Origin of the sequence: Pseudomonas sp. UBA5706, from assembly GCF_002419965.1 — a bacterium.
In the GTDB taxonomy this organism is placed as follows: Bacteria; Pseudomonadota; Gammaproteobacteria; order Pseudomonadales; family Pseudomonadaceae; genus Aquipseudomonas.
Map to the genome: position 1 here is coordinate 139,239 of NZ_DIHC01000001.1, position 12,211 is coordinate 151,449.

Consider the following 12,211-nt stretch of genomic DNA (forward strand, 5'->3'; position numbering starts at 1 on the left):
ACCTTTTATTTTTATTATTGATGGCTCTGTCGGCTCGCTCTGCTTAGCGTCCGATGGGGTAGATGATGGATTTTTCCTGGGTGAACTCTTTGAGCCAGTCGGGTCCGAATTCGCGGCCGATCCCCGAACGCTTGTAGCCGCCGATCGGGGCGTAGGGCATCTGCCCGCCGCCGCCATTGAGGTACACGCTGCCGGCACGGATGCGCCGCGCCATGTCCAGTCCCGTCGCAACGTCAGCGGTGTAGATCCCACCGTTGAGGCCGAAGCGCGAATCGTTGGCAATGGCCAGCGCCTCTTCGTCGCTGTCAAAACCGATGGTCACGCCCACCGGGCCAAAGATTTCTTCCTGAGCGATTTCCATGTCGTTGCGCACATTGTCAAACAGCGTGACTTCGCTGAAATAACCCTGGGACAGGTGCGCCGGACGGCCGCCACCGCAGACCAGCGTGGCCCCGCTGTCACGCCCTCGATCGATGAAGCCCTGAACCTTGGCCCGCTGCGATTCACGTATCAGCGGGCCCATCATCACCGTCGGGTCGCTGGGGTCGCCGATCTTGATCTGGCTGGCAATCGCTTGGGCGGTCTGGATGAACGCGCAGCGAATCGACTCGTGCACGACGAAGCGGGTCAGCAATGCGCAGCCCTGTCCGGCGTTCACGGTCAGGCCACCGACCGCGGCCATGGCGGCGGTCTGGATGTCCGCGTCGGCGCGCACGATCAGCGCGGATTTACCGCCCAACTCCAGATGCACGCGTTTGAGCGTGGCAGACGCCTGGGTCATGATGCTGATGCCGACCGCTTCGGAGCCGGTGAATGAAACCATGTCCACCCGCGGATCAGTGCTGAGCATGGCACCGACATCCGGCCCGCCGGTGACGATATTCAGCACCCCGGCAGGCAGGCCGATGCGCTCGGCCAGTTGCCCGAACAGCAGTGCCGAATACGGGGTGAACGGTGAGGGTTTGAGCACCAGGGTATTGCCCGCGAGCAGTGCCGGAAAGATCTTCGCCAGATTGAGCAGGAACGGGAAGTTGTACCCGGTAATACCCGCCACGACGCCAATCGGTTCCCGCTCGATGCTGCCGCTGCCCAGTAACAGAGGGCCGCCGGGATTGAAGGGGTTGACGGTTGTCTGAGTAGCGATCTGCCGCGGCTGCTCGCTCAACGACTGGTCGATGGCCGTCAGCACATGGCCTAACGGCATATCCACCTGCATCCCGTAAGTGACGCCTTGTGAGCAGCCGACCTCGGCAACGATCAAGCCTGCGATGGCTTCACGCTCGGCGACCAGTTCGGCGTGCAGGCGGCGCAAATAGCCGGCCCGTTCGAAAACCGACAGTTGCGGCCACGGCCCTCGATCGAACGCTTGCCGTGCGGCATCGATGGCAGCGTCGGCACTGCTGTGATCGCCCAGCGGCGCATGGCCGATTACCGCCTCGGTTGCAGGGTTGAGTACGGCTTCGGTGTGCTGGACGGCAACCCACTGGCCATTGATATACAGTTTGTCGAGCTGAGTGAATGGAATGCTCATAAATGCGCTGCTCCTTCGAGGCGACCGGTAATGATTTCCGCTGCGCGCATGGCAATCGCCATGGCCGGGGCGTTGGTGTTGCCGGAGACCAGGGTGGGCATGACCGAGGTGTCGACGACCCGCACCCCCTTGACGCCGCGCACCTTGAGTTGCAGATCGACCACCGAGTCAGCATCAGCGCCCATGCGGCACGTACCGCTGACGTGAAAGGCGGTCTGCCCGTAGTGACGCAGGGCGCGAAGGATTTGCTCGTCGGTCTGCGCCTCCACACCCGGGGTGAGCTCAGCGACGATGAACGGCTTGAGCGCGGGCTGCGCGGCCAATTTCCGAAGCCAGCGCACCAGGGCGACGCCGGCCACGCGATCGGTTTCGGCGCTTAGGTAATTGGCATTGATCAGCGGCGCAACCGCCGGATCTGCCGACTGGATGCGTATTTCGCCCTGGCTTTCAGGCCGCAAAAAGTAACCGCCGAGGGTCAAGCCAGGCGCCTTATCGATCATCACCCGGTTGCCGTCACCGAGCATCGAATACAGGCTGACACCGATTTGCGCATCGGGCCGCTCCAGGCCTGCACGGGTTTTGACGAAGCCGCCGGCCTCATGAGCGGCATGGGTCATCGGGCCTTTCTTGCGCACCCAGTAGTTGAACAGCGACCGGATCAGCCCGAACCCGGCAAAGCAGTGGTTAAAACTTCCACGCGTTACTCGATACTGCATCGCGATATACAGGTGCTCGCGCAGATTCCGTCCGACATTGGCCGAGTCGCGGACGACGTTGATTCCGAGTCCGGAGAGCAATTCGGACGGTCCGACACCTGACAGCTGCAAGAGCTTTGGCGTTTCGATGGCGCCGGCGCACAGCAGCACCTCGCGCTTTATGGCAATGCTGCGCAGGCCCGCGGCATTGCGCACTTCAATGGCCACCGCGCGGTCACCTGCGAATTCGATGCGCTGCACCGTACTGGCCGTCATAACCGCCAGGTTGGGGCGGTCACGCACGGGGTCGAGAAACGCCTTGGCCGCGCTGAAGCGTTGACCGCCCCAGGTCGTCTGCGGCTGGTAACCAAAACCGCCTTGACTCACCGCATCGACATCGTTGGTGTCGGCCACTGGTGCGGTGCCCGCCTGCCCGGCCGCCGCAATGACTGCGTCACACAGCTCATCGTTGGCCGGATGAATGCTGACCTTCAGCGGGCCTCCCTTGCCGCGCCACGGCGCGCTGCCCAGTTGATGGTCCTCCAGCGCGACGAATTGCCGACCGATGTCCTTCCAACCCCAACCCTCGCAGCCTTGCGCTTCCCATGCATCGTAATCGGCCGGCGCCCCCCGTACATAGACCATGCCGTTGACCGAGCTGGAGCCACCGATGGCCCTGCCCTTGAGCCAGAGTTCGTCGGCCATCCCCTCGCCACGCGAGGCTTGGTAGTCCCACACATGGGAGTTGCCCGCCGTGAGGAGCTTGCCAATACCGCGCGGCATGGCGATTAGCGGGCTTGAATGGTCCGGTCCGCTTTCGATCAATAACACCGAGACACTGGGGTCCTGGGACAGCCGGTTCGCCATCACGCAGCCAGCCGAGCCCGCACCAACGATGATGTAGTCATAGGTTTTGAGCATTTTTTATTATTCTGCGTTGCGAGGTGTGCGAGGACTGTAGAACTGCACTGCACAGGGCACAACGGACAGATAGGCGGATCTGTTCGGCAACCGGCGCTGGCAATTTGTTGCACAGGGTCTAGCCCCTCTTCTTGCTCGACCCAGACGCCTGTGCCAGTCTGCAACCCGTGCGAAAAAGACATTTCTCAAGAATGTGTCCAATAACTCTAAAAACCAACCGCGCCTCTGACGTAGAGATTCCTCCATGAATCAATACAGATCCTCGCAGAACCAATGGCCTGAATCCTTCGACCCCAGCGCTGACCGACATACCCGACGCGCGCAACGTACGCGGGATCTGATGCTGACCACGATGTACCAGCTGGCACTGGAAAAGGACTACCGGGAAATCACCATTCAAGACTTGCTGGACCGCTCGGGCGTCGCGCGGTCGACGTTCTACGCGCACTTTCGGGACAAGGAGGACCTGCTGGTAGCAGGCTATGGCGTCATGGGCGAACCGGTGGTCAAGCCCGGCATGAGCCACGGCCAACCGCGAATGGTGCTGGACGTGTGCGGATGGTTATTCGCCGCCACCCGGACACATGCAGCGCTGACCACCTCGTTGATGGGCGGCGCCTCTCGGGAAATCGTCCTCGCTCACTTGGAAAACCTGCTGATCATTCAGGTTCGTGGACACTTGAAGCGATATGGGGCCTATGAGGCGGATGAACTGCGAGGCGAGATTGCCGTGCGCAGCCTGGTCGGCGGCCTGCTCGCGATCTGGGTATGGTGGGTGCGCCAGAACTATTGTTACAGCCCCGCAAGGGTCAGCGACGCGTTCAATGGCCTGATGAGCGAGGGGGTGTGGCCCGGCGGTGCAGCAGACACCATCTCATCCGGCGCGGCAAAGACAAGCTGAATGATCAACGCCAGGAAGTTCTGTCGCTGGATCTGCGTTGCCGTTCAACTGCACTTCGATACGCTGGACAGACAGCCATGACGATAAGCTGCCGGCCGTCACTGCGATACAGTCGGCGGCACTGATAGCGTCGATCGATTTCGCTATGATGCTCGGCGTCATCATGCCCACAGACGCCGCTATGCCCAGACTATCGTTCGCTATCAGGCTGCTGTTCGCCTGTTGCCTTTTTGCCGCCACGGCCAATCACATTCACGCAGATGCGTTACATGGATTTCTATGGGACTACGGATACGGGCGCGACGCTCGCTTGGTAAGCCGTATCTTCTGGGGGGCGCTTACACTCTTTGACCCGGTTGCCGCCTTGCTGCTATTCATCAAGCCCAAAGTCGGTATCGCCTTGACGGCAGCGATCATTTTGATCGACGTAGCCCATAACACCTTCTACGTTGCGCTCAAGCAACAGTGGCTGGAGCGGTTTTACCTTTCCCAGGTGGCATTCCTTATCGTTGTATTTTTGCTTGCGCCGGTTGCTTGGCGTGGATTGAACCGCGACCGGACGATCGGCGGTTAAGTCCAGGGATAACGCGCGGCTCGAAGAACAGCCTTTCATGGATCGCCCGCCACCAAGGCTCAGCTCATAAACGCAGACCGCGACAGCTTGCAAACTTCACTCTGGCTTGAGTCCAATAGACCTGCGTGATGTTCACCGATTATCAGCGCCTGCCTGACAGCAAGAAATCAGGTGAGCGTTATTCTTTGCGCCGACATCTGGTCCTCATTTTTTTCGGTGGCAGGTCGATAGCCAAGCAAGATTATTTCTGCACCTAACTCGCTAAACTGGCCATCCCCCCCTATTCAGTCAGCTTCATCGCAGACCCAGGTTGAATTCGATGCCTTCCAACACCACCAATTCCATTGCAGTATCAGGCCGGTTAGCCGATCAGGTTCGAGGCTTTGCCTGGGGTACAACGAGCCTGGGTCCCATCGACCAATGGGGGGCCGCACAGTGCGTGGCGGTGAATATGGTGCTCACCTCACGCTTTCCGGCGTGCCTGGCGTTGGGGCCGGAACTGATCATGGTGTACAACGACGCATTCGTGCCCATGCTCGGCTCCAAAATGCTGGCGCTGGGTCGCTCGTTTTCCGACGTGTGGAGCGAGGCGTGGGACTCCATCGGCCCGATCGCGGACAAAGCCTTCGGCGGTGAATCAACGTTCATTGAAGACTTTGAGTTAGAGATCAGCCGCAATGGCTCGCTTGAAACTGCCTACTTCACGTTTTGCTATAGCCCCGTTTGCGACGAAAAGGGTCAGGTGATCGGACTGCTGGATACCGTCATCGAGACTACCGGGAAAGTCCTGACGCAAAAACGGCTGCACGATTTTGCCTCGGCGCTGGAGAACGAAGTACGCGAGCGGACTGCGGACCGGGATCGCATGTGGATGATGTCGGTGGACTGCATGATCATCACGGATGCGACGACCTCAGTGCAGTCCGTCAACCCCGCCTGCGCGGCTCAGCTGGGATGGAGCGAGGACGATCTTTCGGGCACCAAGCTACATGATCTGGTGTTTGAAGATGATCGCGCAGATTTCGATGATCAATGGACGCAGGCCGTACAGGGCAGCGGATCGTTGCGCGTTGAGGCGCGGGTGCTGACCAAAGGCGGCGAGCATGTAACGCTGGCGCTCAGGGGCAGTTTTCACGACCACACCATGCTCTTGATCGCCAGGGATATAACGGCCGATCGTGAAGCCGAGGCAGCACTGAAAAAAACCGAGCAGGCGTTGCAGCAGGCCCAGAAGATGGAAGCGATCGGGCGCCTGACCGGGGGCGTCGCCCACGACTTCAACAACCTGCTTCAGGTTATCGCCGGGAACCTGCAACTGCTCAGCACCGAGGTAGTTGGCAACGAAAAGGCGATGCGCAGGCTGGACAATGCGTTGTCCGGTGTCACCAGAGGCGCCAAACTTTCCAGTTACCTATTGGCCTTCAGCCGCAAGCAGACCCTGGAACCTCGTGTGGTCAAGATCGACGCGGCCATTGCCGGCATGGACGACATGCTCAGACGAACGCTTGGGGAGGAGTTTGACATCGAGGTCTCCTTCGCAAGCGATCTGTGGAATACCTTCGTCGACCCGGCGCAGGTCGAGAACGCGTTGCTTAATCTCTGCATCAACGCGCGAGATGCCATGGACGGCGTTGGAAGGCTGACCATCGAAGTAGCCAACAAGGTGCTCGACCAGGCTTACGCAGACCTGCATGACGAAGTGATACCCGGTGATTACGTCATGCTTGCGGTCAGTGACACGGGCTGTGGCATGCCCCCTGCCGTCATAAGCCAGGCGTTCGAGCCCTTCTTCACCACCAAGCCCGCAGGCAAAGGTACGGGATTGGGGTTGTCGATGATTTTTGGCTTCGTCAAGCAATCGGGGGGGCATGTAAAAATCTACAGCGAAATAGGCCACGGGACGACCGTCAAGATCTATCTCCCGCGCTCACTGGATGCCGAAGAAGTGATCGAAGTCATGGACACGCGGGCGGTCATGGGCGGCACTGAGACAATCCTGGTGGTCGAGGATGATCAGAACGTTCAGGAAACCGTCGTCGAGACGCTCAAGGAGCTTGGCTATCAGGTGTTGAAAGCCAATGATGCGACCAGCGCGCTGCCTATCGTGCAGAGCGGCATTCCAATCGACCTGCTGTTTACGGACGTGATCATGCCGGGGGCGCTGAAAAGCCCTGAGCTGGCCAGGCAGGCGCGCGCGAGCCTGCCGAATATCGCGGTGTTATTCACTTCCGGCTACACCGAAAACGCGATTGTGCACGGCGGCAAGCTTGATCGCGGCGTTGAGCTGCTGGGCAAGCCATACACCCGAGAAGCCCTTGCTCGCAGAATCCGGCACGTCTTGGCCAACCAAAAGCAGCAGGAGCAAGCGTCGCAGGATCTGGAGCAGGTTCGTAACCAAGACTCACCCAAGGCGCTTAAGGTGCTGTTTGTCGAAGACGACGAAATCATCCGGGGAGTGACCGTCGAATTGCTGGAAAGTATCGGCCATCAGGTCATCGCCGCCGAGAGCGCGGAGCGTGCGCTCATGGCGTTGAAAGCGGAGGTCGATGTCCTGATTACCGATATCGGCCTGGGTGGAATGTCGGGCGAGAAGCTCGCCGCGTTGGCACGTGCTGAATATCCCCGCCTGGGCGTCGTCTTCGCATCGGGTGGCGATACCGCAACTGCGGTGAGCGAAACGGTGTTTCTGCGCAAGCCCTACAGCCTGGATAGCCTGGGTGCCGCCATCAACGAGGCGCACGCCGTCAGACTGCAATCCGCAAACGCCGGGGCCTAGATCACCGCCGATGCCACGCGCGTGGGAGCGTGGCTAGCTGCTGCCGAATCAGCGCGCTCTGCCTCAAGCCCTGCACGGTCATCCGGGCACCCGTTACCGCCAATGTCACGCCTAAGCGCGTTGAAGCGCTTGGGCCCATCGAGCAGGGCCAAGCGCCTTGGCTGACCCGTTATTACAAGGCCGACATCCACTTCGACAACCTGCATAACCTGCGGGCCTGGTATGACCGGGTCAGGGTCCGTCCTGCGGTTCAGAAAGCGTTGCGCGAGGAGGGTCTTGCGTAAAGACGCGCGCATCGCTCTAACTACCCCGCATCGACTCCTACAGTTTCATGCCCACCGCCAACCGATTGAAGGCATTCATCAAGGCCGCCGCCAGCGTCAGGTCGGATATCTCGGCATCGGAAAAGTACGTTTTCAACGGATCAAATAACGCGTCGGGCGCGCCCATCTGGCTGATGTCGGTGAGTGTCTCGACCCATGCCAGGGCCGCACGCTCGCGCTCGCTGAACAGTTCACTCACTCGCCAGCCGGCGAGGCAATCAAGCTTTTCCTGCGCGACCTCACATTCGCGCAGTGTCTGCGAATGCTTGCCAAGACAGAACGCGCAGCCGTTGATCTGCGAGATGCGCAAATACACCAGTTCAAGCAGCGACAAGCCTAGCGGGCTCTTGGCCAGGGCCGCATTGGTGGCGACCAGGCCTTGGTAAGCGGCAGGCGACAGTGAATGGAAGGGCAGTCTGAGTTGGCTCATGGCGAGGGTTCCGTGTACAGGAAAGTGAACGGGCGCGGGGAGGTGGAACACCGCCTCCAATAACGGTAGGGCGCACTTTAAAGCCGTGATGGCCTAAGCTGTAGGGCCAAAAAACCGACAAATGACCAGGCCATGATTGTTCCCTTCAAGTTGGAGCGCGAGCTGCCAGCGCCGATCTATCGCCAGCTCTATCAGAGGTTTCGTGACGCCATCGCGCAAGGCCGCCTGCGTCCCGGCGCTCGGGTGCCTGCAGTTCGCGCATTAGCCGCAGAGCTGAACCTGGCGCGCGGCACTGTCGATGCGGCCTATCAGTTACTGATTGGCGAGGGCTACCTGATCGCTCGCGGGGCAGCCGGCACGTTTGTCACAGCGCAACTGCTGTCCGATTGCACGCCCCTGCCCCAGCTCCGCGCTCCCATTGCCTCAACGATGTACCACGCTTGCCATTGCGGGACGCCGCCGCTGGCATTGCAGATCGGTCTTCCCGCGCTCGACGCCTTTCCGCGCAAACTCTGGACACGTTTGGCGGGCCGGGAACTGCGGCAGGCTGGCGTCGAAGGGCTCATTTACCCGGACTCGCGAGGCTATGCCCCCTTGCGCACGGCCATCGCGGCCTACCTGGGGATTTCAAGGGGGATCAGTTGCCATCCGGATCAGGTTTTCGTGTGCGCCGGCTATCGCGCTTGCCTTGATCTGATTAGCCATACCTTGATGCGCCGAGGCGACACATGCTGGCTGGAAGAGCCTGGTTTTTTCATGGCCCGAAACGCCCTGATGGAAGCGGGCGCACAGTTGATACCGGTGCCCGTGGATGATCAGGGGCTGGACGTCGAACAAGGCATCGCCCGCGCCCCGCAGGCTAGTTTTGCCGTGGTCACGCCGACCCATCAGAGCCCGCTGGGCGTATCGCTGTCGCTGCCGCGCAGGTTGGCGCTGCTGGACTGGGCCAACCGCCAGGGCAGCTGGATCATTGAGGACGACTACGACAGTGAGTACCGCTACCAGGGCAAGCCGTTGCCCGCCCTCAAGAGCCTTGATCAGCAAGGCCGCGTGCTGTATGCCGGGACTTTCAGCAAGGTACTGTTCCCGGGCTTGCGCCTGGCCTATCTGGTGGTGCCCGCCGAACAGAGCCAGACATTCGCCCGTCAAGCGGATCGGCTGCATAATCACTGCCCACACCTGCTTCAGGCGACCATCGCCACCTTTCTTGACGAGGGTCACTTCGCTCGGCATTTAAAGAAAATGCGAAGCCTGTACGCGCAACGTCGTCAGTGGCTGATCGATGCATTGCACCAACGCCTTGGCGACCGCCTGCACATCGATCTTCAAGCAGGCGGCATGCATCTGGTGGCGGCGCTTGGCGAAGGTGATGACGTCGAGTTCGCCAGGCGTGCCAGGGCGGTTGGCATTGCCGTCGAACCGCTGTCAACGTGGTACGTGCAAGCCAATCCGAGACAGGGCCTGGTTCTCGGGTTCACGAATATCGCCAGTGCCGGACAGGCGTCGACCGTGGCACTTCAATTGGCTCAGCTCCTATAGCTCAATAAGGAGCTGCAGGCGGACCAGAGCAGTGCCGAAGCCGGGGTCATGCGTGTCGCACGCTCCTCGCGACACCGGTACACGATAACGCGTTAAAAACCGGCCGCGTGACCATCCCTGCGACTGTCGCGGGCCGCTACGTAGCCATGATCAGCATCGTCGGACAGCCGGCAGATGAACTGACCGGAACCGAAATCCATGTAGGGGTCTTCCACGGATTTAAGGCGATGTCCGTTAGCGCCCAGCCCTTCTACTGCATCGGCATTCATGATCGATTCGAGATCCACCGAAAAATCCTGGTTCACCTTCCATCGCGGCGCATCGCACGCTGCCTGGGGCTGCTGCTGATAATCGAGCATCCGCACCAACGTTTTCACGTGCCCCTGAGGCTGCATAGCGCCGCCCATGACCCCAAAGCTCATTTGCGCAACGCCGTCTTTGGTCAGGAACGCAGGAATGATGGTATGGAATGGCTTCTTACCAGGGGCGACAACGTTGGCCGAGGCGGGATCACTGGAGAAGCCCGCGCCTCGATTCTGCAGGCTGATGCCATAGCCGGGCACTACGATCCCGGAGCCGCAGCCCATGTAATTGGACTGGATGAACGAGACCAGCATGCCGCTCTCATCGGCAGCGGTGAGGTAAACCGTGCCGCCGGATCGGGGCATGCCGAACTCAGGATGGCGGGCGTTAGCGGGGTCGATCAGCCGTTGCTCGGCTGGCCAGATAAGCAGGTTCGAGCATTTGCTCCGGCGTCACGTATCAAGTAAAGGAAATCGGCCCGTTTTCGAGCCCATTTTCCGCCGCAAATCCAGCCTCGAAAACACCTCAAAAACAGCCAAATCAAGAGCGTCTCCAACGGCCCTTCGGGACTGCTCGCCGCGAGGCATCATAGGGCTTTCGCGGCATATCCTCGCCCGTTACCGTCTGCGGCATCCCACGACCCCTTGACCCCTCTCCGTTCGATTGCTTTTTCTCTGCCCCGTGTTTCACCAGGGCGCGTTTTTCCGCCTTGGTGAAACACGGGGGGTACAAGCAAAGCGCGTAAGGTTTTTTAACTAACCCACTGAAACGAGATGCAAGCAGATGAAGAATGACAAGCCGCGAATCATCAAAAGAGGCGATCCTGATGACAAGCCAATGCCGTTTCCGACATTCATCAGTTTTGGTGCGCTCTCCTTATCCTGCATCTGCCCCATCTGCCCCATCTGCACTACCAATGAGAGTTTCAGCATTCGTCCAAGCTATGCCCGTACACCGATAAAAAGATCTAGATCCATCGGAAATTGCTCATTTATTGCAACAGCTATCTCTTGCGCTTGCTCGTCGGTTAGTAACCATTCCCCGTCTGGGCTATCTTCCAAACTTTTCCAACCAAGAATCCCAATTACAGCAGTTTCATACTCAGGCTTAACATTGAGGTCGTATTTCAACGAGTCATCTTCATCATCGTCTTTTAAAAAACCACTAATCCATAAAAATATTATTCATCTCCAATTCTATTTTGGTGTGGTTCTGCCGGGCTTTGCTCTTTTGGTTTGTTCGCCAGTTCTGGGTTGAACTTACCAAGGTGTTTTCCATGAGAATCGTATATTTCAACCGCGCCGTGCTGGCTATCCCACTCGTATATCCGACCTTTTTTATCTTTCCAGCGGCTACGTTTACCTCCGCCGCCCTGAACACTGCTTTTGGACTTAACAGGAAAGGCATCAGGGAAAGCCGACAAACCTATTGGTGGTGAGTGATAACTATGATCGCCACCACCTCTGATATTGATAGACAGGTAAATCGGCGCAATTTGGGGTTGGCTTGGAAACCAAATAATCGCGTCCTGGTAATCCGGCGGATACGCAGGATTATCAGGATCTGCTCTGTTTTAGGGCCAGGTGGGTACACCCAAACCGCAGGCTTGAGCGTCACACCCTCCAGCGCCGGAATGCCCAGGATCCCATTGGGATCAGCGGCCGGTGTCCAAATGATTTCTATACCGTCGCCAAGATCCGACCAATTGTTCGCCGCGAGGCTCCGCCTTGATGACTGGCACGTTCTGCCAGTCCACGATGCTGAAGGTTTTTTTGACTGGTCAGTGACCTTCCAAAGCAGCCTAAAACCCAAGTGTTCCGTGGCATTCATGCTATTTTCACTTCCTTGAGTTATCCCCTACTTACCGAAACGCTGATGCAACGCGGCCCGCACCGCACCGCACCGCACCGCACCGCACCGGGGATGGTCACAGCGTCCCAGCCACGCACCGGGCGCACCGCGTGACCACGACCGTCTTCGCCGTAGCGTTTACGAAAGTGCTCAAGATCCCAGGCGCTTGGCGCGTGTCTCGAGGCATTGAGCCCGTGCCGCTGCCGACCGTCCCAGACCATTGCGAAGGCATTGCTGCCCAGCCCGCACGACACGGGCTCGACCACGAGCGTCGCGGCGGCCGCGATCGCAGTGCCACCCGCCAGCAGGATGCGTACCCCGGCCGGGGCTGCGATTGGGTGGGAGGTTGAAACCACGTTGCGCGCAA

The 12,211-nt window shown here is 59.5% G+C and carries 12 protein-coding genes; 5 read left to right on the plus strand and 7 right to left on the minus strand.

Going from position 1 to position 12,211, the window contains the following annotated elements; all coding sequences use genetic code 11:
- Positions 1–43: 43 nt before the first annotated feature.
- Complete coding sequence (locus tag B3I26_RS00615; protein WP_296254236.1) at positions 44–1,531, minus strand: aldehyde dehydrogenase family protein; 1,488 nt, start codon at positions 1,529–1,531, stop codon at positions 44–46.
- Positions 1,528–3,147 carry a GMC family oxidoreductase gene (locus B3I26_RS00620; RefSeq protein ID WP_296254237.1) on the minus strand — a complete coding sequence of 540 codons (1,620 nt, stop codon included), beginning with the start codon at positions 3,145–3,147 and terminating at the stop codon, positions 1,528–1,530. The genes B3I26_RS00615 and B3I26_RS00620 overlap by 4 nt, the downstream gene beginning before the upstream one ends.
- A gap of 244 nt (positions 3,148–3,391) precedes the next feature.
- On the opposite strand from B3I26_RS00620, the gene B3I26_RS00625 reads away from it, so the two are divergent.
- The 4 genes from B3I26_RS00625 (at position 3,392) to B3I26_RS00640 (ending at position 7,682) form a co-directional block, all read left to right on the plus strand.
- Positions 3,392–4,048 (plus strand): TetR/AcrR family transcriptional regulator, encoded by a 657-nt coding sequence (locus B3I26_RS00625; protein ID WP_296254238.1) that lies wholly within the window; start codon positions 3,392–3,394, stop codon positions 4,046–4,048.
- A gap of 37 nt (positions 4,049–4,085) precedes the next feature.
- The gene (locus B3I26_RS00630) at positions 4,086–4,622 is read left to right on the plus strand and encodes a hypothetical protein (protein WP_296254239.1); all 537 of its coding nucleotides are present in this window, start codon (positions 4,086–4,088) and stop codon (positions 4,620–4,622) included.
- A gap of 319 nt (positions 4,623–4,941) precedes the next feature.
- Complete coding sequence (locus B3I26_RS00635) at positions 4,942–7,398, plus strand: response regulator (protein WP_296254240.1); 2,457 nt, start codon at positions 4,942–4,944, stop codon at positions 7,396–7,398.
- Positions 7,399–7,427: 29 nt separating this feature from the next.
- On the plus strand, positions 7,428–7,682 hold the full coding sequence (locus B3I26_RS00640; RefSeq protein ID WP_296254241.1) for a hypothetical protein: 255 nt from the start codon (positions 7,428–7,430) through the stop codon (positions 7,680–7,682).
- Positions 7,683–7,719: 37 nt separating this feature from the next.
- Here the strand turns inward: B3I26_RS00640 and B3I26_RS00645 are convergent, their stop codons facing one another.
- Positions 7,720–8,151, minus strand: a complete 432-nt coding sequence (locus B3I26_RS00645; protein ID WP_296254242.1) for a carboxymuconolactone decarboxylase family protein — start codon at positions 8,149–8,151, stop codon at positions 7,720–7,722.
- A 132-nt stretch (positions 8,152–8,283) separates the two neighbouring features.
- Between B3I26_RS00645 and B3I26_RS00650 the strand changes: the two genes are divergently transcribed.
- Positions 8,284–9,690 (plus strand): PLP-dependent aminotransferase family protein, encoded by a 1,407-nt coding sequence (locus B3I26_RS00650; RefSeq protein WP_296254243.1) that lies wholly within the window; start codon positions 8,284–8,286, stop codon positions 9,688–9,690.
- Positions 9,691–9,782: 92 nt separating this feature from the next.
- Here B3I26_RS00650 and B3I26_RS00655 read toward each other — a convergent pair whose 3' ends face one another.
- The 4 genes from B3I26_RS00655 to B3I26_RS28715 form a co-directional block, all read right to left on the minus strand.
- Positions 9,783–10,424 (minus strand): gamma-glutamyltransferase, encoded by a 642-nt coding sequence (locus tag B3I26_RS00655; protein WP_409522012.1) that lies wholly within the window; start codon positions 10,422–10,424, stop codon positions 9,783–9,785.
- Between the two features lie 510 nt (positions 10,425–10,934).
- On the minus strand, positions 10,935–11,177 hold the full coding sequence (locus B3I26_RS00660; protein WP_409522013.1) for a pyocin S6 family toxin immunity protein: 243 nt from the start codon (positions 11,175–11,177) through the stop codon (positions 10,935–10,937).
- Positions 11,174–11,416, minus strand: coding sequence for a colicin E3/pyocin S6 family cytotoxin (locus tag B3I26_RS00665; protein WP_296254245.1), 243 nt, complete (start codon positions 11,414–11,416; stop codon positions 11,174–11,176). Before B3I26_RS00665 ends, B3I26_RS00660 begins: the two co-directional genes overlap by 4 nt.
- A 427-nt stretch (positions 11,417–11,843) precedes the next feature.
- Complete coding sequence (locus B3I26_RS28715; protein ID WP_409522014.1) at positions 11,844–12,200, minus strand: gamma-glutamyltransferase; 357 nt, start codon at positions 12,198–12,200, stop codon at positions 11,844–11,846.
- Positions 12,201–12,211 lie beyond the last annotated feature (11 nt).

Coding starts and splice junctions, on each gene's coding strand:
- B3I26_RS00615 (WP_296254236.1), bottom strand. CDS start 1,531: ATGAGCATTCCATTCACTCAGCTCGACAAACTGTATATCAATGGCCAG.
- B3I26_RS00620 (WP_296254237.1), bottom strand. CDS start 3,147: ATGCTCAAAACCTATGACTACATCATCGTTGGTGCGGGCTCGGCTGGC.
- B3I26_RS00625 (WP_296254238.1), top strand. CDS start 3,392: ATGAATCAATACAGATCCTCGCAGAACCAATGGCCTGAATCCTTCGAC.
- B3I26_RS00635 (WP_296254240.1), top strand. CDS start 4,942: ATGCCTTCCAACACCACCAATTCCATTGCAGTATCAGGCCGGTTAGCC.
- B3I26_RS00645 (WP_296254242.1), bottom strand. CDS start 8,151: ATGAGCCAACTCAGACTGCCCTTCCATTCACTGTCGCCTGCCGCTTAC.
- B3I26_RS00650 (WP_296254243.1), top strand. CDS start 8,284: ATGATTGTTCCCTTCAAGTTGGAGCGCGAGCTGCCAGCGCCGATCTAT.